Genomic DNA, 21,232 nt, shown 5'->3' with positions numbered 1-21,232 from the left:
GTATAGCCAAGCGGTAAGGCAACGGATTTTGATTCCGTCATGCCTAGGTTCGAATCCTAGTACCCCAGCCATTTTTTTTGCGGAAGTAGTTCAGTGGTAGAACACCACCTTGCCAAGGTGGGGGTCGCGAGTTCGAACCTCGTCTTCCGCTCCAAGTATGATGGCGGCATAGCCAAGTGGTAAGGCACAGGTCTGCAACACCTTTATCACCGGTTCAAATCCGGTTGCCGCCTCCATATTTTAACTGCTAATCGGTTTATCCGATTTTTTTTATCTCCATTATGCCGGTGTGGCGGAATTGGCAGACGCGCACGACTCAAAATCGTGTTCCTTTGGAGTGTCGGTTCGACCCCGACCACCGGTATCATTATGTACATATACGTTACATTTAGTAAGTTTAGAAAGCTCACAATCCTTGATAGTACAGGGTTTGTGAGCTTTTTTCATTTTTGGGGATACGATTAGAATTAAAATCATTTTACACACTTCAGGTAGAAGACGTTGATATATAAGGCTTATTACTACATTCCCTATCCCGATCACCAGTAGCGGAGGTTAGCGTAATAATATAGCAAATAGTTGTGTAGGGAGATTAGTTAAAGAAGGTAGTTTTTAAGTGAATGGTGCATTGTTAAAAAATAATATATTACACAATAAGTAAGTTTCAATGGAAAGGTTGGAGGTGATTTTTATGAAGAAGGTTATTAGTAGACTACAAGATGAATTTAAAGGGAACGATACTGCAAATGGTATTGATAATATGTTTTCTGGTCAACCTGTTCACCCTACCTGTAGAAATATGTTGAGGCTGATATCGTATAACAAGCGAAGCTATAATACTACTTGGAGGTAGGGGTACTGGTGAATACGTTTAGAACCAAAAAAATAGTAATACAAACCAAAGCTATGGTTTGTATTACTAATGTTAGTATGCTTCACCTTTTGAAATTATTGAACGCGAGCAAATCCAAATCCTGAAGCGTAGTCATCACCTATAGCAGCTCCATAACCACCTTTAATATCTACTGATTTTGCTCTCGCTTGTAAGTTAGAACGTAGTTGCGTATTAGACAATGACGGATTTTCAGCCCAAATTTTTGCTGCTAAACCAGAGACATGAGGGGTAGCCATTGATGTACCGCTAATTGTATTATAACCGCCATTATGCCATGTAGAATAAACTGATGAGCCGGGAGCTGAGATTTCAATATCACCTTCCTGGATTACATAATCTCCAGCTGTAGATATATAACCACGTGAAGAGTAGTCAGCTACACGATAAGTCCCATTTTGTTGTACATTTTCTAAAGCTGCAACGGCGATTGCATTTGGTAATGCCCCTGGATAACCAATTGTTCCTTGCGCATAGCCTGAATTACCAGCTGCAGCTACTATTAGAACTCCTTTACTGTATGCGTAATTGACAGCACTTGAAATGAGGCTATTATTGGCTGAAGAACCAAGAGACATACTAATAATTGTTTTGGTACCAGTAGCTGTTGCTTGATCTGCTGCATGTCGAATAGCAGCAGCAATATCATCTGAGTATCCAGAGCCGCTATCTAATAACACTTTGTAAGCCCAAAGATCAGCATCTGGAGCTACACCGTAAATGCCTGCTTGATCGCTTCCACCATCAGCTAAGGCTGTACCAGCAACATGTGTACCATGTCCGTTTCTATCTGTACAGCTGTTATTAATGGGTGTTGTCGCACCTGTAAAGTCTTTACATTGCTCTACGTTATTGACAAGGTCAGGATGAGAAGTATTCACACCCGTATCGAGTACGGCAATATTAATGCCACTTCCTCCAGTTGTAGATGTTAAAGTATCATTGTTATAAATTGCTTTAATGCCCCAAGGTATTTGTTGAGAAGCTCTTAAAGAAGTTACCAAATCCAGAGTTTCATTTTCTACCATACTATCGTCTTCCAAACCTATCGTATCTAATGTAACGATGGGCACTTTTGTAACTGTGAAATTTTTATTCTTCTGTAATGCTTCGAATTGTTTTTCATTCATATCAGTTGAAAATCCGTTCTCTGTTAATTCCCAACGAGCAGAATATTGAGTTTTTAATGTTGATTTTTCTGATTTTTTGTTTGCCTCAACATAAACACGGAATTTCTCCTGACCAACGTCATTTCCTGAGCTATCTTCGCTATCCATCGCTGTTGCGTACACTGGGTTTATTACTGATCCTGCAATCAAAAGACTTAGCAACGTACTTTTCATTTTTTTCATTCTTTCCAACCCCTTTTCAAATTTAGTTATAGTACTACAATTTGAATCTACCATAATTTAGGTTTTTTGATTATTGGGAAAATTATGATTATAATAAATGTAAAATATAGTCATTCGATACGGGAGGTTATGAAAATGAAGATTGGTTCATTAATTAAGTACTATCGTACAAAGCTAGGAATGACACAGAATTCAGTAGCGATGGGGATTTGCTCGATTCCTCATTTAAGTAAAATTGAGAATAATAATAAAGAAGCAAATAGCGAGACAATACGTCTACTGCTAGAACGATTAAATATTAGTATTCATGATGTAGAGAATAACGAACAAAATATTATTTGCCTATTAAATGATTTACAAAAACATATAAATTACCTAGAGAATGAGAAAGTAAAAGAGACAATGAGCAGATTAAAAGAATATGAAGAAATAATAGGTTTTACAGAATCTATTTATTTATATGAACTTTATAAGTTACGTTATTATGTGTTTGTTAAAGAGCATAAATTAGCAGACAATCAATTAAGATGGCTAAATGCCCACCGACCAAATTTTTCCCAACATGAAAGGTATTTACATTCATATTATTATGCATTAGTTTTAATTACAAAAGGTAAATATGAGGAAGCAGCTAAAGAACTAATTCAAATACTTCAAATACATCCAGAACTAGGGTCACTAGAAGGAGAGTTTTACTATCATTTCGCTTTAATAAAAGGGCGGTTAGAAGAACCAAGCCAAGCAATTATTTATGGAAAAAAAGCTCTTCAATTCTATAAGGACCAATTTAATTTTAAACGAATTGTTTATACATTAATGTCTCTGGCACTCAATTACTCTCGAGGAAAAGTGTTTCACGAAGCAATCGAAATCTATGAACATTTAGTGAGAAATGTGGAGCTATTACAGCAACAGCAGCTATTACCTGCTATATATCACAATTTGGGGGATTTGTACCAAATGAGATGGGAATATGAAAATGCATTAATTTACTTTGAAAAAAGCGCTTCTTTAATGTCAAAGAACTGTGATCATTATCTGCTTTGCTTATATAATTTAGGTGTTACGCAATTTCGCTTAGAACAAACGGAAAAAAGTATAAAAACCTTTACTATTCTAAAGGAAGAAGCAAAAAATAAGAAAAAATTAAGTTTTAATTTATTTGCTACTTTTTATTTATATTTGCTAGGAGAAGAAAAAAAGAAAGCAATGGATTTTTTAGAAGGGAGGTTAATTCCATTTACAGCAGATAATGAAGAATTAAAAGAAATGCACCAACAATTTTCTAATTTATTGGGAGAGTATTATCGACAAGAAAAGCAGTTCGAGAAAGCTATGCAATTTATTGAAATTTAAAGGAGAGTGTGAATATGAAGAAAAATGTTGGATTATCAATTTTAATACTGAGTGCTGCAGTAATAATTATATCTGTTCCAATTCATCCACCGGTTTTATAAAAGGCAAGAGTGGTAGAAGGTAGTGGCTCTATCTTATGATTGAGGAACAGTGTTTTTCAAAACTCGAAATGTGAGGCATTTCGCAATTGAAAAATTGCCATTTTATTGGATAAGATAAACGTAGCAGCATGTACTTTGGTAGGCTTTATATTGAGCCTCAGCGAGCATAATTCTCGCATTAAAGACGTAGCAACCGGGATTAAACGCCAATTGCCTTAGGGCAAAGGCAGTACTGGTAGGCCTCCTATATGTATGAATTGCCTTTGGTTGATGAAGAAGGAGTCAAGCAGGTGTTAAGCCTGATAGCTGATTTTGACCTGACACTCGCACTTTCAGGAAGCGTTCTGTAAATGAAAAACCATGAGTTGTTGAAAAGAGCGGAGAAGTAACATGAAGGACAATGTAAGATATCAATTGATGAACACGAAATCAACAGATGAAGTACATGCATTGCTCAATAACTTTCAATCAAATAATGTTGATTGTCGATGGTATAGAATGATGTAGCCGCAAAAAAGTTAGAGCTTATCAAGCAGTAAATTGGCAGAAATGAATGCGGTATTGAACCCACTAGCACTACCCACACTCTACGTATTTAGAGTGTGGGTAATGTATTTAATTGTTACTTTTCCGTTACTGGGTAATTAATTTCTGCTAAAAGTTCGCCTGCAAAGAGCTAACACTTTGTTACCGCAATTCAATGAAAAAAGGATAAATTCTCGTTAAAGATGTTATAAACAGAATTTGAAAAAACTTTGATATACCGAACTATCTTCATATACTGTTAAAGAGAAGATAATACATTTCACCTCACGGCGGCAAGATGTAATTAGTGAAAAAACTTATCTTGAGGCATATCACTTTTAGAGAAAAGTATGTACTTTTGAGATTTACATTGCCAAATTACTTTACACCAATTTTACACCCGTCAGATAGAATACCTTGAAAAATAAAGCTTTTTAATGCATTCTCTGTCTCGACCACCGGTATCCTATACTAATGCTACATATTAAGGCTTCACACTTAATTGTGTGGAGTATTTTTTGTTTTCCATGCTACTACAACATCACTTCCACCATGTAGGACAGTACTTCAAACATAATTATGTGAAATTATGTGCTGCACAAACGTTTAAGGGTAGCAATTGATATAGTAGTGACAATATATATTCCTTTCTTTTATATGTTAAAATGGAAATAATAGGATTTGTATAGAGAGAGTTATAAATCTTTTTTTGAAGGGGTTGCTCATAATTAAAACGATTTATATTTATTCAAAATTAGCAATGGGGTTTAGGGGATTTGCCACAGGTTTAGATAGAGAAGGATTCTTTTTGAGGAAAAGGTCAACGAGATTAAAAAAAAGCATAGAAATATCATTGAAAGAAAATCATTTGAGTTCTTTTAACGTTGAAGTTACTCATGGATTTGAATCTCCAGAGGAATTATTAGAAAAAGATGGCGTTTTGGTTTTAATTTCTCCATACTTAAAAAGTTTACTGGGTCATATTGATTTTTCGAAAAGTGGATACTATCTTTTAACAGAGTCGGAATATAATTCTGAAAATATCAGCAACATCATAAAGTATATAAAAACACTATAAACGTATAAAACGGATAAGATTAAAAGAAAACTATTGAAATGCTAAAATTATATAGTTTAGTGATTGGAATTGTTTTTTTATTACAATATTTGTTCTAACTTTTAACTAGGTGGTGATCAGGTTGAAGCCGATACAGCTCATAGAAATACCTAAAAAAATAGTTGATTATGTTGGTGGGGTTACCCACATTTCTTTTCCTAGACAGGGGCATACATCGGATGTTGGAATCCTTTTTTCTGCAAAAGGCACTTTCATTTTAAAGAGAACAAAAGGAAAGCAATATGGCTCATGGTTAAAGAAAGAAGCGACTGTCCTAAAATGTCTGTCTAATTCTACATTACCTGTCCCTCATTTATATTGTTTTATTGCACAGCCATTAGACGAGCAGGCATGGGCATTGATGGAATATATAGAAGGTAGTACGATTAGACAGGCGTTAGAGAATGAAACCAAAGAGGAAAATAGGCAAGCAATCATCTTTCATTATGGAAAGGTGCTTGCAGCAATTCATTCGACGCCATGTCCACTGGAAATAAAGGAGGGTGCAGTTGGGGTTTGGATCGATGATATGTTGGGTCAGGCAGAGTTTAATCTAAAAAATTTTGAGGTAGATGGTACGTCAGAGTTGTTGGATGACTTAAAAGGGAATAAACCTGAACCTATTCAGCAAACATTCATACACGGTGATTTTACAATCGATAATGTTCTCGTTCATAATCAGAAAATATCGGGTATTATTGATTGGAGTGGTGGAGCATTCGGTGACCCACGATACGATTTTGCGCTAGCTGTAAGACCTAAACCACAAGCCTTTGAAACTGAGAGAGACAGGCAGATTTTTTATGAAGGGTATGGGGGAAAGTTAATTAATCAAAACGAGTACAATTACTTTAAAAATGGATTATATGAGTTTTTTTAGATGAAGATATAAACCGTTCTGTAGGATAAATTACATTCCTTCAGAGCGGTTTATTTGTTTTCCCCTACATTTTTAACGATTAGTTCATGCTCTGTTCATGTAACAATTTTAAGCTAAGGATAATCAAAGTAATGGAGGGGTTAAGGATGAATCTTGCCTGGAAAGAAATGAAGAAAAATAAAGTACGGTTTTTAATCTTGGGCTCCATCATCTTCCTAGTTAGTTTTTTAACGTTTATTATTTCAGGTTTGGCGAATGGTTTGTCACAGGATAATGCAGCTTTAATAAAAGATTTACCTCAGGGACAATTTTACATGACGGAGGATGCAGATGGGACGTTTAATCTTTCGAGAATCTCTAGCGATCTACAACAGGAAGTCATGACTGAGGAGAAGGAGGCAGTTGCCTTTTCTATTCAAATGGGCTTTTTAAGTGATCAGGATGATAAACAACAAAGTGTGGCCTTTGTCACGTCGACGGAATCAACACTATTTAGAAATGTACGACATGGTGAGGTGCTATTAGACAGCTCACTACAGGATAGAGGAATTAAGGTTGGAGATATATTAACGAACAATCAATATAGTGGCGAGTTTATAGTGAAAGGCTTTGTGGAGCAAAAGAAATATAGCCATGCCCCTGTTGCTTATATAAGTAAAGAGGCCTATCAGGAAATATATCGGGTAAAGGATATGCAATTAATTTTCGTTCCCAAAAATACGGCTAAGGAATTTGAGGGACTGCAGTCTTATAGCAATAAAGAATTTCTGAATGCTATTCCAAGTTACAGTGCGGAACAGATGTCTTTAAATATGATAATTTGGTTTTTAGTTGTCATTAGTGGTATGTTATTTGCTATTTTCTTCTATATGATGAATGTACAAAAGATAGGACTATATGGCATTCTCAAGGCGATTGGATTAAAAACAAGTAGGTTATTTAACATGATCTGGACACAGATGGTGATTATTACTGCCTTTTCATTAGTATTATCAGTCAGCCTTAGTCAATTATTCAATATAGTTGCGCCAAAGGAGATGCCGTTTACGTTAAACCTAGGTACAACAATACAACTATCGTTAGTGTTCCTTGTCATTGGTTTTGTGGGAGCTACACTATCAGGTCTACAAATTAAAAAAATTGAACCGTTACAAGCAATACACCAAGGGGAGGCTTAGTCATGACGTTATTTACGATTGATGAAGTAAGAAAAACGTTTAAAAATGGTGATGTCGAAGAGGAAATTTTAAAAGGCATTAATTTATCCCTAAAAGAAGGAGAGATTACAGCATTGGTAGGTGCATCTGGTTCAGGGAAAAGCACGCTATTAACTATAGCTGCTGGACTACAACCAGCAACAGATGGACAAATCCTTTTTGAGGGACATAATTTAACGGCTATGAACGAGGAACAGGTACGAGGTCTGCGTGCAAGTAAATTTGGCTTTGTCTTTCAGTTTGCACATCTTGTACCTTTTCTTACCGTAGCGGAGCAGCTGCTATTAATGTTGGACGTTGCTGGGTCGCCACTGAAGAAACATGAGAAAAAGCATGAAGTAAATCGTTTATTACAGTTAGTTGGGTTAGCTCATCGTCAACATGCTTATCCTTCTTCCTTGTCAGGTGGAGAAAAGCAACGTGTAGCGATTGCTCGTGCCATTATTCATCAACCAAAAGTATTGTTTGCAGATGAGCCAACAGCAAGTTTAGATTCACAGCGCTCTAAAGAAATTATGTTGTTAATAAGAACACTAACAAAAACGTTAAATATAACAACATTATTAGTGACGCATGACGAAGAAATGTTGGCTTATACAGATCGTATTATTAAAATGAGCGATGGTGTCGTATTATAAAATAAGCAAGGCTCCCACTAGTAGGGAGCCTTGTGTAACGTTTAGGTTAAACGTGCATTACGACTCATTTTACAAACCATTCTCATTAACGCTTTGTGTAGAAAAGGAAAAATAGTAAAAATAACATCCATTGTTTTGCGCATAGGCATTGGACAAATGATAGGCTTATTTTGATGAACACCTTCTATAGCCATTTTTGCAATTCGCTGAGGTGCGATCATTTTTTGCTGCTTTAATTGTTTGGTGATCATTGATTGATCCATATGAATCGCCTTGGCGTTTTCGAAAATGGGTGTATCCACAAACGTTGGACATAAGGTACTCACCTTAATCCCAAATTCCTCAGCCTCATAGTGGAGAGAGGTTGTTAGTCCTATAACAGCATGTTTGGTAGTAGCGTATGCAGTAGAAAAAGGAGAAGGTCCTAACCCTGCGGCGGAGGAGGTATTGACGATATGTCCAAAACCTTGCTTTTTCATAAGTGGGTAGCCTATTTGAGTACCATAAATGACACCCCATAAATTAATGGCCATAATTTCCTTCCAATCCTCAATAGTCATTTCACTCAACTCCCCATACATAGCAATACCAGCATTATTAAACAGATAATCTATACGATGAAATTCCTCATATACATCATAAATGACAGAAGCTACATTTTTATAATCGGTTACATTTAAATGTACAAATTTTGCTTGGACAGCATCTTTATTTAACTCTGCTTCTAACATGCGACCCTCATGTTCTTGAATATCAGCAATAATGACAAATATATGGCGAGCAATTAATTCCTGGCAAATAGCCTTTCCTATCCCTGATACACCACCTGTAACAACAGCAATCTTTGTCATCTTTAGAACCTCCCGATTTTGTCTCCTTCATCTCCATAAAGTTCAATGATAGAGCTATATTGTTGTGCCACTATATTAGCACCTTTACTATTCAAATGAACGCCATCCAAAGTTACATGTAGCCCTCGTTTTTGAGATAATTTATCGATGCGTAAAGGATTTTTGTAAAATAAAACATCTAGTAGAACTCTCATTACATTTTTATTAATAAAGCTTGAGCACTCCAAATTTTCTAAATGCTCTTTAAAGAGATTTTGCATATTCACAAAATAGATGTTGCCAGATTTCAATGCAACAGACTCCATAATGGATGTTAGCTCTTTTATTTCTTGGTTAGAGTGATTTTGAAGATCTTCTCCTACTAATGCTGGTGATACTAACACTACATTTTTAGAAGCGGCATGTGCTTTCTCTAATACTTTTAGGCAGTATTCTTCGAATTCAATATGATCCTTCACCACTGGTTGTGCTTGCACCTTTAATAATTTTGAATAGACGTCATTGACGCCTATCCAAAGAATAAGGAGATCATAGGAAGATTGGAGTGGTGCTTTTTCCAAGCGAGTAAGTAAACTTTTAATCGTCTCGCCTGGATTTCCAAGATTATCGAATGAAATATGAGGATATTGAAGTTTCAAGAGATTATAAAATGAAACTCCGGGACGACCTTCTGTTAAGCTATCACCTATTAAACCTACTTTCATTTAAATCCCACCTTTTTTAATTTCTTTTAAGAAAATCGTTATTGCCTGATGAAAGAGTGGTTCTAATGATTTCAAATTTTGATGATTGGTAAGCTGACATAATCCACCTAGCCATGTGCCAAGTAAGACGGTCCATATATCTACATTGCCATCAACGAATTCGTTTTGGTCGATACCCTCTTGAAGAATTGCACGATAAGCATTCATTGGTGTAATAGCTAAATTGAATAATTGCTGTATAGAATCAGGGCTCGATTTAGGATTAGATGCCAGTTCTTGACCTGATTTTAGTAAAGGTGTTTGATACTCATAGAGGACATGCATGGCCATACCATACAATTTATCTGTTGATGTGGTGTATGAGGATTCTTGTTGCAACCATTTGTCATGCCAATTTTTCATCGATTGCTGCGCCAAAAGTACAAATAACTTTTCTTTATTTTCGAAATGATAATAAATATGTCCTTTACTATAACCAGAGGCTTTCGAAATATCACCAACAGATGTTTGATTATAGCCATGTTGAGAAAATAATTGGATGGCATGTTTGATAATTTCAATCTTTGCCTTGTCACTGTCATAGCGTCTTTTATTCAATGTCGTGCTCCTTTAATGATTTGAACAGTCGTTCTAATTAAATTATACATAATTTTCTAATTAATTAAATAGTTAAAATTTTTATTCGGAATATCGTCAAATTTCTAAAGTTGGAAGGGAACTCCAATTAATTGTTGAATTATTTGTTATGCAAAAATAAAAAGGGGGGATATGTTGGGAAGAGTAGTTGGCTTTGAAATAAATAGTCAGGAACCGGAGAAAGCGGCCCCGAATGGGGATTATTGGCCAGTGACAACTGGGCAAAAAAGCAAAGTGGGGTATTGAAGTGGATGCAATTGACGAAGTTATCGAACAGGCAACAAGCAACGTGGCTACTATTTTGCGTGAGAAAATGGAGTTTGATGACTGTTATCTTGCTTATTTAGTGGATCCGACTGGAATAGGAATCGGATTAATTCAACATAAAAATAACAAATAAAGTCTCTTTCAGTAGAGTCTTTTTTCATTTTAAGCATAACTATACGTCTTTATGGGTAAAGAATCGATGGAGGAGGGATAATGTGAGGAACATATTGAAATTAGTATGTTTGATCCTGATAACGATTGGCATAATACCGAAGGAAGTGCAGGCAGCAAGCTTTAAAGATTTAACGGATGATACCTTGATGACAGAAATACATTATTTAGTGGAGCAGGATATTGTGAAGGGTTATTCGAATCAGTTATTCAAGCCGAATGACTATGTTACGAAAGCACAGGTAGCTGTCATGCTCACACGTGCTTTAGGACTAAACACAATCAATATAGAAAACCCCCACTATCAAGATGTAACACCAGCTAATCCATATTACAAAGAAATAGCTGCTGTACAAAACAAAGGGATATTCGCTGCAGTCCAGACATTTAATCCAGACGCGCCGATTACTAGAGGAGAAATGGCTATTGTGCTAAATAGGGCTTTTCAATTAAAAGGCTCAGATCCTTATTATTTTACAGATGTGACGGAGCAGACACGTGGTTATAAAGAAATTTTAACACTGGCTCATAATCATTTAGTAAGGGGCTATGAGGGTGGTGCGTTTAAGCCTAATGACCCTGTTACACGTGCACACTTCTCAGCCTTTTTGGCACGAGCATTGACTCTTTCTAAGCCTAACTTGCTAAAGGACCCGGCATTTGTTTATACGTATGCCCATTATTCTTTAAGTGACAATAAACGTTATACTTTAAGCTATCAATATGAGCAACACGACGGTAAAAATGATGTATGGACAGTCAAAAATGTAAGTACAGGACAATCACTTTCTGATGAGCTTTTATATGCTCATGATCGTGCATATGGTCAAGCCATTGCAAGTGACGCTAACACACATTATGATTTATATATGGAACTACCACTTAGAATAGGTGTTATTTTACATGAAGATGATCCAGGGGTTACTGCAGGAGAAAGAGTAACTGTAAAATCAACTAATAGCACAGTACAAGCTGGTGAAGTGCAATATACGGGTGTAATAATAGTAGAGAAAAGGTCAAAATTTAGTGATGTGATAAAAACCTATTATTTCGTAGATGATGTTGGTTTAATCAAGGAGCTACACAATGATATAGTTGTGTTTGAATTACTCACTCGAACAATGAAATAATCAGAAAAGGAAAGCAAGCCACTGATGGGCTCGCTTTCCTTTATTGTTGTATAGAAATATGAAAAAAGCGCTGTAATGCTTGCAGCCATTCCTTCTCGGTGTTTGTTGTATAGGTAGTTAAGGATGGTCCCTCGTAAATTCTAAATTCATTGTTCATCATCGTGTGACGACCACGAGCCGTTCGAATCATGGCGATTTTATTTTTTTGCTTGGAGAGCCGTGGGGCAAATTTTGCATCATTTGCATCATCATGAAAGCAATAGAGCAAACGCCATTGCTGCTTGGTTTGCTCAAAAAGCATCCAACCATTTTCTTCATCATACTCTACTTTATATAATTCTCGACCTTCTCGGTGTTGATATCCTGCTAGTAATGGTACTGGTTTACAAGGCGCTAAAGCACCAACGCCTACATCTGATATATAGGATTGTTTCGCATCCTTTACTAGTAATAGCTGATGCATGGGTATATCTTCAGGAGGCGTATGTTCTTCAACATTGCGCCAAAACTGAGCATAGCGATTGGTAACTGAGAAGCCGAGCTCCCGTAAAAGCCAGCTAAATAAAATATTTAGTTCAAAACAATTGCCACCACGTCGCTCAATAATAATCTTTTGAAATAAATTAGGAATAGAGAATGAGATACCGAGGTTCAAGGCAACATCTAAATTTTCATAGGGAATAGTCAATAGATGCTTTGTCTGTAGCTGTCCTAGAAGTTGGACGGTAGGCTCTAAAGTTCCTTGAAATTGAATATGCTGTAAATATTGCTGAATCTGTGCATTCATAAAATCGCCTCACTTCCTTATTAATAACATAACCGAAACAGCATCAGAATACACGCATAATATTACGAGGGAAATGATAGAAAAATAGCTAAATAACTTGTAGAATTAATATATTAGCTACTATAAAGTGAAATATTTTACAATATAGTTAATGAATAAGAATTTAAGGTAGGTATGATAAGGAAAATGAAATGGATAGAAGTCAATACATATGACGAAATGAGCGAAGTGGCAGCAAAGATTTTTATAGAGCAAATACAGAAGAAGCCAAATAGTGTGCTAGGATTAGCAACTGGTGGTTCACCTGTAGGAATGTATAAAGAATTAGTAGAGCGACATCGAGCTGGTCAAGTATCATTTAAGGATGTACAAACTTTTAATTTGGACGAATATGTAGGTCTTAAGCGAACAAGTCCTGCAAGTTACTGGACTTTTATGCACAATAATTTGTTTAATGATGTAAATATTAAACAGGAAAATATACATTTGCCAAATGGTGAGGCGGAGGATTTAGCTGCTGAATGCATGGCATATGATGCAAGAATTGATGCGGCAGAAGGTATTGATTTACAGCTTCTTGGAATTGGCGTAAATGGTCATATAGGTTTTAATGAGCCAGGTACCCCGTTCGATTCTATGACAAATATTGTTGAATTAACGGAATCAACAAGAACAGAAAATGCGATTTACTTTGATGACGAAGCCGAAGTCCCAACACATGCGATTACGATGGGTATTCAATCTATTATGAAGGCGAAGGAAATTGTCCTGATTGCCTTTGGTGAAAAGAAGCTGGCGGCCATCCAAAAATTGAAAAGTGGCCATATAACAGAAGATTTCCCTGCAAGTCAATTATTGAAACATCCTAACGTCACGATTATTTATGGCGGTACAAATTAACAATAAAAAGCAAAGCCTTCTTATGACTGAAGTCTTTGCTTTCTTGCTTTTCCTGAAAACGTATGAGCCATGAATATACGCTCCTAAAAAATACTGCTACAATAACAATTAAATCACCCTTGTTGAAGGGAATGTCTAATTGTCTAGAGGGTGCAATTGTAGAGTGTCGAGAGTTTCTTCTTAAGTAGAACTAACCGTATAGAATGATGGGAAGAAGATGCAATGATAGCTAAATGCCTTCGCACTAGCTTAGAGACAGCGTAAGAAAAATAGAGGAGGAATGAACGTGAAAAATACCGTACCACGTTTACAAAAGGGAGATGTAGTAGGTATAGTTGCCCTATCGAGTCTAGTAGAACCTGAAAAGCTTGGGGACGCATTAGCTTTTTTAGATGAGTTGGGTCTTCGCTATATCGTAGGGGATACAATCCATGCAAAGCATGATTATTTAGCGGGTAGTGATGAAATCAGGTTAGCTGATTTTCATGAAATGATAAAAAATCCTGAAGTGAAAGCGATTTTTTGTGTAAAGGGTGGCTATGGCGCTGCTCGAATAGCTGATAAAATTGATTATACGCTATTAGAGGAAAATCCAAAAATTTTCTGGGGCTTTTCAGATATTACCTATTTGCATTGTGCCATCAATGAGTACACTAATTTAGTAACATTCCACGGACCTATGCTAATGGCTGCTAATACAATGGATGAACTATCGAAGAAAATGTTTGTACAATTATTTTCCCCTATCGAAATACAATATACGGAGTCAATCTCTCCTTTAATAACAATTGCTGGTGGGGTGGCACGTGGTGAATTAATAGGAGGAAATCTTTATCGTCTTGTCAGCACATTAGGCACTAAATTTGAGATACAGACAGAAGGTAAGATTTTATTGATAGAGGAGTTAGCTGAATCGATTCCTGACATTGATTCGATGCTACAGCAATTAAAGCAAGCTAGGAAATTAGAGCAGCTAGCAGGTGTTGTCATTGGCTCCTTTACACAAACAGAGTCGGATGATGCAGCACTACATAATTTAATGAAAGAGTATTTTGGAGACTTAGGCATTCCTGTTGTGGCAGGTTTTAAAATAGGACATGAATCAACAAATATAGGTATTCCTCTTGGGGTAGATGCGTATTTAGATGCAGAGGGAAAAGTGTTGAAGATATTACCAGGAGTAAATTAACTGTGGGGGATGTTAGATGATATGGATATTGAGAAAAAGCTCTATGAAGCAGCGGTCCAATTAGTGGAGAAAAGATATCCCTCAGGATGGGGCGGAGCGGCCGCTTTATATTCTGAGGACGGGCATATTTTAACTAGTGTCGCACCAGAGGTCATCAATGCAGCAACTGAATTATGTATGGAAACGGGTGCTATTTTAGAGGCGCATAAATTGAATACAAAGGTGACCCATTCGATTTGTGTTGCTAGAGAAAATGAAAAATCTAAATTCGTAGTCCTCACACCTTGTGGGGTCTGCCAAGAAAGACTCTTTTATTGGGGAGAGAATGTGAAGGCAGCAGTTACAAATTCAGACGGTACACTAATATTTAAAACGTTAAAAGAGATACAACCATATCATTGGTATAAGGCCTATGAACAATAATGCAAAAAGACATTACAAAAATATGTAATGTCTTTTTGGTGTGAATTAATAAGGTTCGGCATTATGTCCTTTATCTATCGCATCTTGAGGGGCATGATCTCCACCAATATTGCCAAGCGGCTTTGAAGGAGAAGATTCCTTTCTAGCCTTATGCAACCCTTCTTTTAGCAAACGACCATATTCTTCATCTGCTTCTGCTGCTAGTGCAATCATTGCATTTTGTATATCCATATGACAGACCGCTAAATCACGAATTAAATTGGCAAGCAGCTCATCGCGCTCCCATTGCTCAAAGTTACGGTAAGTTTCACCAGCTTGCTTGGTATTACTTTGACGATCAATGGATTCTCGAACAAGATTTCCTTCAATATACGGAGTATATTCCTTGCCATTCTGTGTTGCTTCCTTTAAGCCATTTAACATGGATGGCTCATAATTAATATGTGGATTTTGACCAGGTGCTAAATCCCGTTTATACATCATTTGCCCACCACTTTGATTGGTTGCTACACGCTTTTTAGGCGCATTAATGGGCAATTGAAGATAGTTGGCTCCCACACGGTGACGTTGTGTATCCGAATAGGAGAACGTACGACCTTGCAGCATTTTATCGTCGGAGAAATCTAAACCATCGACCAGTACGCCCGTACCGAAAGTAGCTTGTTCTACCTCTGCAAAATAGTCCTCAGGATTTTTGTTTAATACCATTTTACCGACTGGATACCACGGGAATTGATCGTTTGGCCAAAGCTTCGTGTCATCCAATGGATCAAAATCAAGTTCAGGATGTGGGCCATCCTCCATAATTTGAACATGTAACTCCCATTCAGGAAATTCTTCACGTTCAATCGCATCATATAAATCCTGAGTGGCATGATTAAAATTTTTCTGCTGAATTTCTTCTGCTTCTTTTTGTGTTAAATTTTTAATGCCCTGAAGTGGCTCCCAGTGATATTTGACGAGGACTCCTTTACCTTCCTGATTAACCCATTTATACGTATTGACGCCAGAGCCCTGCATCATACGATAATTAGCGGGTATACCCCAAGGTGAATATACAAATGTTACCATGTGAAAGGATTCTGGTGAGCTAGCACAAAAATCAAAGAAACGTTCAACGTTTTGAATATTAGTAATAGGATCAGGCTTAAATGCATGAATCATGTCAGGGAATTTCATCGCATCACGGATAAAGAAGATCTTTAAATTATTACCTACTAAATCCCAGTTGCCATCCTCTGTATAAAATTTTACCGCAAAGCCTCGTGGATCACGTAATGTTTCAGGCGAGTGTCCACCATGTATAACCGTTGAAAAACGTACAAATACAGGTGTTTTTTTTCCTTTATCCTGAAAGACTTTTGCACGGGTATATTTAGAAATTGGTTCATCGCCTACTACACCGTATGTTTCAAAATAACCATGTGCACCAGCACCGCGAGCATGAACAACTCGTTCTGGGACTCGCTCTCTGTCAAAGTGACTTATCTTCTCTAGAAAATCATAATTTTCAAGTGTTGCAGGACCTCGATTACTAACCGTTCGTAAATTTTGATTGTTAGTAACGGGATGTCCCTGTCGATTTGTCAATGTTGTATCTTGCTCATGTGTTGAATCATTTTGCTGCGTCATAGTATGACCCCTTTCCAATAGATACTTCCATTTTGTCCTTGAAAGGGGCAATCTAGACATAGGAAAATTTTACATATTTGCTGATAAAAAAGCTCTCCATACATAGATGTAGGAGAGCCTTGGATGGCGTTTTCAAATGGAATCAAGTTTTTTGAGTATGGCCTTTACCTATAGTTGGTCATTAGTCATCGGTCATACAGTAACAGGTAACTTGTTATTGGTTTTTATTTAATTAGCCGAATAGCTAAATTTGAAAACAGCACATCCAACTCGGTTTGGAGTCTCACCGCCCCGAGATTAGAAATAACGGGAATCATCAAAGTGAAGTTGGATGCTGTAATTTTTTGAATTAATAAGATTGGATAGTTTATGTGCCTCTTTTTCGAGTTTCATTGCGCGTTCACGATAGTCATCTGGCTCATATAATGCAATCTCGTATAACATAGCACCATCACCATAGCCAAAGCGAACACTTTCTTTTTCCCGCATACTAAATTCTTTACATAGTTCAGCCTCAGCACGCAGCTGTGTAGCTAATTCGATAGCTTCCACTAGTGCTAGTTTCTGCCCTTTAAAGTCTACTGTGTTTTGGATGTTTGCCTCATACACTAAACGATCTAGCGTACGCGTATCTACACGAACTTGTGCCAATTCCGCTTCAATAAGGGAGAGTGCACGGTTACTTGTTTTAGGAGCCTGTCCCTTTTCTACTGTCACAAAAGCACTACGATGTAATTCACTAATAAGCTCTTGCGTTTTCTTTCCTAAAATACTTTTTAGTTTAACAGCTTCTGCAAGGTTGATCACGAAAACACATCCTTTTTATAGTTTTGTAGATGGTGCATTATTTGACAAGAGGGCAATATGATAGTCACCACCATGAATTTGGTTAAACATTTTGCCTGCTGACGCCAAAAGGTCATTCGCTGCTTCATGTGTTAGTGATGGTCTAAGATAAAAAATATGGAGCGCCTCAGTCGTATCCTCTGTAACGGCTGTTCGTTTAGAATCGACAAATGGAGAACCAAACGCTCCCTTTTCATCACGGCTATAGAGGATTTTGTTAAATGTATTAAAACGACCATTTAAACCCTCATAGCCAATGTCTTCGTGTCCAAGAGCTATTTCTACGCACCCTTTCATAAGGGCTACATCATATAGACCAATCGGAATTTCATACTGAAGAGAGAAGAAGTTATTTAAATCTACACCAGAATGAAATGGAGTTAAATAGTTTTGTTTACTAATTCGACGCATTAGGCTTTCTGCTGAGTGACGATAACGATTTGGATCGGCACCTAGCTGTTTCCATAGTGCTCGCCATTCCGCAATACCCTCACGCTGGTTCACTGGAAGGTCCTGCATGTCTAGAAAAAGGTTTTCTTGATACAATTGCATCCGACCTTTAATCATTTGAGGGGATTCTGCTACAACAATTTTGGTATAATGAATAATGCCGATTTTTAGCTCGGGATGTTGTGTTAATAGAGATTCGTTAATGGAAATTTCCAAAGAACATCACCTACTTTATCTATTTCTATTATTGTACCATGTAAGGAGTTGGAAATAAAATGAACATACATGACCTACAACGCGACTTTGTGGCATATGCAATATCCATTGGCGTTGATAAAATAGGTTTTACAACAGCAGCTCCCTTTACAGAATTAAAAAACCGACTGCGTCGTCAGCAGGAGCTTGGCTATCAGTCTGGCTTTGAAGAAAGTGATATTGAAAAACGTACCGAACCCCTGCAATTATTAAATGAGGCAGAGAGTATTGTCTCGATCGCGGTTGCCTATCCCTCACGTATGCAAAATGCACCCATTGGCAAAAAGGGAGCAAGACGTGGGATATTTTGCCGTGCTTCATGGGGAGTCGATTATCATACAGCAATACGTGAACGTTTGAAGTTATTATCTGCTTGGCTTGAGGAGCGTGTCGAAGGTGTTCGTATAGAGTCAATGGTTGATACAGGTGCACTTGTAGACCGTGCAGTAGCAGAACGTGCAGGCATAGGCTGGAGCGGTAAAAACTGTTCGATTATAACACCTGAATTCGGGTCTTATGTGTATTTAGGGGAGCTTATTACCAATATTCCATTCTCGCCAGATAAGCCAATGGAGGATGAATGTGGGGAGTGTCGCCTATGCTTGGATGTTTGTCCAACCGGTGCATTAATCCAAGGAGGGCAATTGGATGCACAACGTTGTATTGCCTTCCTCACTCAAACGAAGGGAACACTTCCTGATGAGTTTCGTAGCCATATTGGTAATCGTCTCTATGGTTGTGATACATGTCAGACTGTGTGTCCCAAAAATAAAGGGAAAATTAATTGGATTCATGAAGAATTTATGCCAGATCCAGAGCTTGCCAAGCCATTACTAACACCACTATTAACGATTTCTAATAGAGAGTTTAAGGCAAAATTTGGCCACGTTTCTGGTTCATGGCGAGGTAAAAAGCCCATTCAACGAAATGCGATCCTCGCCCTTGCTCATTTTAAAGAGGAGGCGGCTATTCCAGATCTTATCAACCTTTTGAAAAACGATGATCGTCCAGTCATTCGAGGCACATCAGCATGGGCTTTAGGTAAGATAGGCGGAGAACAGGCTAAGTCTGCCTTATATGATGCGGAAGCTAATGAGCAGGACGAAGAAGTATTGCATGAAATTCACAAAGGTTTGCAGTTTTTTCAGGATGAATGAAAAAAAGCAACTCAACTAAATAAGTAATACTAAAAGAAATTATGACAATAAGGAAGTGTATCGTTATGCCATTGCATATCGTTTTATATCAACCAGAAATTCCAGCGAATACAGGAAATATTGCTCGTACTTGTGCTGGTACAAATACCTCATTACATTTAATTCGTCCACTAGGCTTTTCAACCGATGATAAAATGCTAAAACGGGCAGGCTTAGATTATTGGCATAGTGTGAATGTTGTTTATCATGATTCACTAGATGATTTTATAGCATATTCTAAAGGTGGAGACGTATTTTTAATCGAAACTTATAGTGATGAGCCGTTCACCACACATGATTTTAGTGATAAAGAGCGTGACATTTACTTTATGTTTGGGAAAGAAACAACAGGACTGCCGAAAGAATTTGCGTATGAACGTCGCAATATGTGCTTGCGTATTCCGCAAAGTGATCATGTCCGTTCACTCAACTTATCTAATACGGCTGCTATTGTTATATATGAGGCATTACGACAACAAGGATATCCAGGTTTACATTAATAAAAGCAGTTCTCAACACTTGTGAGAACTGCTTTTTACTAAAGTTTTAATAATACGATATTTCCAGCCGGGTCCTCGGTTTGGAATCCACCGTCCATATCGATAACAGGTGCACCCATCGCACGAAGGTTTGCTTTCATTATTGATGCTTGTTCTTCATTATCTAAACGCAGTGAGTACGTTTTTAAGCCTACTTGGTTTTCGCCAAGCTTTGGAGCATTTTCTGAGTGCCAAGTGTTTAGGCCAATGTGATGGTGATAGCGCCCTGTAGAAATAAATAATGCCTGAGAACCATAGCGAGCCACAATATCATACCCTAAGCCATTTGTATAAAATTGTTCAGCCTCTGCCAAGTTAGAAACAGATAAGTGAATATGTCCCATGACTGTACCAGCAGGAAGGCCATTCCAATTTCCATCCCCTTCTTCTAAAATCGATCGAATATTTAGGGGCTCTGTCACCATATGCACTTGCTCCATATGCCATCCCCATTCATTTTCAGGACGATCTACGTATACCTCAATACCATTATCATCAGGATCATTTAAATAGAGTGCTTCACTGACAGCGTGATCAGAAGCCCCAAGATATACTCCTTTTTCATGAAAATGCGTGATAATATTTGCCAAATCACGACGAGTTGGCAAGAGTAGTGCAAAATGATAAAGTCCAGTCGTCCTGCTCAGTTTTTCTTCCACTGTGTCTGGTTGGACTATTGTTAATAGTGCAGTATGTCCATCCGCTGTTAAAGTAGCTTTATGTGATTCTTGGTGTAAAACGTTGAAGCCAATAACGTCTTGATAAAATGCTAAAGAACGTTGTAGATCGCTTACTTTTATTTCAACATTTGTTACATATGTGTTAGGTTTTTCATGGAAATGCATATAGAATACCTCCGGTAAGTTATTTTTATTCATTTAGTTACTTTATGTAAGTTAGTTTATTTTAATAATAACCGAAAGTCAAGTAAGGAATGTTATTGTTCGACAAAAAAAGAAAATCACTAAGCACATCTAATGCTTAGTGATTTTCTCGAGGTATTATTTATCCGCTTTGTAATCGCCTTCGTACCCAGCAGTAAAAATAGCTGTTAAGAAAGCAACTGTTACACCAATGATTAATAATAGTTTCATGGAAGTAACCCTCCTCATGTAATAAAGACATCTCTATTTAGTATAGCCTATCTACTATGAAAATGAAACGACATACCTGAATAA

At 37.2% G+C, this 21,232-nt stretch carries 21 protein-coding genes and 3 tRNA genes; 15 read left to right on the top strand and 9 right to left on the bottom strand.

The window, feature by feature from the left end; translation table 11 throughout:
- Positions 1–79: 79 nt before the first annotated feature.
- The 3 genes from KVT27_RS21300 (at position 80) to KVT27_RS21290 (ending at position 364) form a co-directional block, all read left to right on the top strand.
- A tRNA-Gly gene (locus KVT27_RS21300) sits at positions 80–154 on the top strand.
- Positions 155–162: 8 nt separating this feature from the next.
- Positions 163–236, top strand: a tRNA-Cys gene (locus KVT27_RS21295).
- Between the two features lie 47 nt (positions 237–283).
- Positions 284–364, top strand: a tRNA-Leu gene (locus tag KVT27_RS21290).
- Between the two features lie 584 nt (positions 365–948).
- Here KVT27_RS21290 and KVT27_RS21285 read toward each other — a convergent pair.
- Positions 949–2,244, bottom strand: a complete 1,296-nt coding sequence (locus KVT27_RS21285; RefSeq protein WP_036120466.1) for a S8 family peptidase — start codon at positions 2,242–2,244, stop codon at positions 949–951.
- A gap of 66 nt (positions 2,245–2,310) precedes the next feature.
- Between KVT27_RS21285 and KVT27_RS21280 the strand changes: the two genes are divergently transcribed.
- The 5 genes from KVT27_RS21280 (at position 2,311) to KVT27_RS21260 (ending at position 8,078) form a co-directional block, all read left to right on the top strand.
- Positions 2,311–3,600 (top strand): helix-turn-helix domain-containing protein, encoded by a 1,290-nt coding sequence (locus KVT27_RS21280; protein WP_254636227.1) that lies wholly within the window; start codon positions 2,311–2,313, stop codon positions 3,598–3,600.
- 1,335 nt (positions 3,601–4,935) lie between these two features.
- A complete protein-coding gene (locus tag KVT27_RS21275; protein WP_217581901.1) occupies positions 4,936–5,304 on the top strand; it encodes a hypothetical protein in 369 nt (122 codons plus the stop codon).
- 121 nt (positions 5,305–5,425) lie between these two features.
- Positions 5,426–6,223: a phosphotransferase family protein gene (locus KVT27_RS21270; protein ID WP_217581900.1), complete on the top strand. Its 798-nt coding sequence runs from the start codon at positions 5,426–5,428 to the stop codon at positions 6,221–6,223.
- A 146-nt stretch (positions 6,224–6,369) separates the two neighbouring features.
- Positions 6,370–7,401: an ABC transporter permease gene (locus KVT27_RS21265; RefSeq protein WP_036120459.1), complete on the top strand. Its 1,032-nt coding sequence runs from the start codon at positions 6,370–6,372 to the stop codon at positions 7,399–7,401.
- 2 nt (positions 7,402–7,403) lie between these two features.
- Entirely contained in the window at positions 7,404–8,078 is a 675-nt protein-coding gene (locus tag KVT27_RS21260) for an ABC transporter ATP-binding protein (RefSeq protein WP_036120456.1), read from the top strand.
- A 41-nt stretch (positions 8,079–8,119) separates the two neighbouring features.
- Here the strand turns inward: KVT27_RS21260 and KVT27_RS21255 are convergent, their stop codons facing one another.
- The 3 genes from KVT27_RS21255 to KVT27_RS21245 are packed head-to-tail and all read right to left on the bottom strand — an operon-like array spanning position 8,120 to position 10,230.
- The gene (locus tag KVT27_RS21255) at positions 8,120–8,929 is read right to left on the bottom strand and encodes an SDR family NAD(P)-dependent oxidoreductase (protein WP_036120453.1); all 810 of its coding nucleotides are present in this window, start codon (positions 8,927–8,929) and stop codon (positions 8,120–8,122) included.
- 2 nt (positions 8,930–8,931) lie between these two features.
- Positions 8,932–9,633, bottom strand: a complete 702-nt coding sequence (locus KVT27_RS21250) for an SGNH/GDSL hydrolase family protein (RefSeq protein WP_217581899.1) — start codon at positions 9,631–9,633, stop codon at positions 8,932–8,934.
- Complete coding sequence (locus KVT27_RS21245; protein ID WP_217581898.1) at positions 9,634–10,230, bottom strand: TetR/AcrR family transcriptional regulator; 597 nt, start codon at positions 10,228–10,230, stop codon at positions 9,634–9,636. It lies immediately after the preceding gene.
- Between the two features lie 286 nt (positions 10,231–10,516).
- On the opposite strand from KVT27_RS21245, the gene KVT27_RS27570 reads away from it, so the two are divergent.
- Entirely contained in the window at positions 10,517–10,669 is a 153-nt protein-coding gene (locus KVT27_RS27570) for a VOC family protein (protein WP_370689942.1), read from the top strand.
- An 82-nt stretch (positions 10,670–10,751) separates the two neighbouring features.
- Positions 10,752–11,837 carry an S-layer homology domain-containing protein gene (locus KVT27_RS21235; RefSeq protein ID WP_217581897.1) on the top strand — a complete coding sequence of 362 codons (1,086 nt, stop codon included), beginning with the start codon at positions 10,752–10,754 and terminating at the stop codon, positions 11,835–11,837.
- A 40-nt stretch (positions 11,838–11,877) separates the two neighbouring features.
- On the opposite strand, the gene KVT27_RS21230 is transcribed toward KVT27_RS21235, so the two are convergent.
- A complete protein-coding gene (locus tag KVT27_RS21230) occupies positions 11,878–12,624 on the bottom strand; it encodes an arylamine N-acetyltransferase family protein (protein ID WP_036120440.1) in 747 nt (248 codons plus the stop codon).
- Between the two features lie 186 nt (positions 12,625–12,810).
- Here KVT27_RS21230 and nagB point away from each other — a divergent pair, with 186 nt between their 5' ends.
- The 3 genes from nagB to KVT27_RS21215 all read left to right on the top strand — a co-directional run bounded on the left by nagB (position 12,811) and on the right by KVT27_RS21215 (position 15,136).
- Positions 12,811–13,524, top strand: a complete 714-nt coding sequence (gene nagB / locus KVT27_RS21225; RefSeq protein WP_036120436.1) for a glucosamine-6-phosphate deaminase — start codon at positions 12,811–12,813, stop codon at positions 13,522–13,524.
- Between the two features lie 280 nt (positions 13,525–13,804).
- The gene (locus KVT27_RS21220) at positions 13,805–14,713 is read left to right on the top strand and encodes a S66 peptidase family protein (RefSeq protein ID WP_217581896.1); all 909 of its coding nucleotides are present in this window, start codon (positions 13,805–13,807) and stop codon (positions 14,711–14,713) included.
- 21 nt (positions 14,714–14,734) lie between these two features.
- Positions 14,735–15,136, top strand: coding sequence for a cytidine deaminase (locus tag KVT27_RS21215; protein WP_217581904.1), 402 nt, complete (start codon positions 14,735–14,737; stop codon positions 15,134–15,136).
- Positions 15,137–15,181: 45 nt separating this feature from the next.
- On the opposite strand, the gene KVT27_RS21210 is transcribed toward KVT27_RS21215, so the two are convergent.
- The 3 genes from KVT27_RS21210 to KVT27_RS21200 form a co-directional block, all read right to left on the bottom strand.
- Positions 15,182–16,768 carry a catalase gene (locus KVT27_RS21210; protein WP_217581895.1) on the bottom strand — a complete coding sequence of 529 codons (1,587 nt, stop codon included), beginning with the start codon at positions 16,766–16,768 and terminating at the stop codon, positions 15,182–15,184.
- A gap of 297 nt (positions 16,769–17,065) precedes the next feature.
- A complete protein-coding gene (locus KVT27_RS21205; RefSeq protein WP_036120428.1) occupies positions 17,066–17,575 on the bottom strand; it encodes a hypothetical protein in 510 nt (169 codons plus the stop codon).
- Between the two features lie 15 nt (positions 17,576–17,590).
- A complete protein-coding gene (locus KVT27_RS21200) occupies positions 17,591–18,280 on the bottom strand; it encodes a B3/B4 domain-containing protein (protein WP_217581894.1) in 690 nt (229 codons plus the stop codon).
- A gap of 59 nt (positions 18,281–18,339) precedes the next feature.
- Here KVT27_RS21200 and queG point away from each other — a divergent pair, with 59 nt between their 5' ends.
- Complete coding sequence (gene queG / locus KVT27_RS21195; RefSeq protein ID WP_036120422.1) at positions 18,340–19,476, top strand: tRNA epoxyqueuosine(34) reductase QueG; 1,137 nt, start codon at positions 18,340–18,342, stop codon at positions 19,474–19,476.
- 65 nt (positions 19,477–19,541) lie between these two features.
- Positions 19,542–20,015: a tRNA (uridine(34)/cytosine(34)/5-carboxymethylaminomethyluridine(34)-2'-O)-methyltransferase TrmL gene (gene trmL, locus KVT27_RS21190; protein ID WP_036147067.1), complete on the top strand. Its 474-nt coding sequence runs from the start codon at positions 19,542–19,544 to the stop codon at positions 20,013–20,015.
- A 38-nt stretch (positions 20,016–20,053) separates the two neighbouring features.
- Here trmL and KVT27_RS21185 read toward each other — a convergent pair whose 3' ends face one another.
- Positions 20,054–20,899, bottom strand: a complete 846-nt coding sequence (locus tag KVT27_RS21185; protein WP_150906896.1) for a VOC family protein — start codon at positions 20,897–20,899, stop codon at positions 20,054–20,056.
- Positions 20,900–21,232: the final 333 nt, after the last annotated feature.

This window comes from Lysinibacillus sp. GbtcB16, from assembly GCF_019091145.1.
Lineage (GTDB): Bacteria > Bacillota > Bacilli > Bacillales_A > Planococcaceae > Lysinibacillus > Lysinibacillus fusiformis.
The sequence above is the reverse complement of the archived record's forward strand: the minus strand, read 5'-3'. Positions and strand labels throughout refer to the sequence as shown.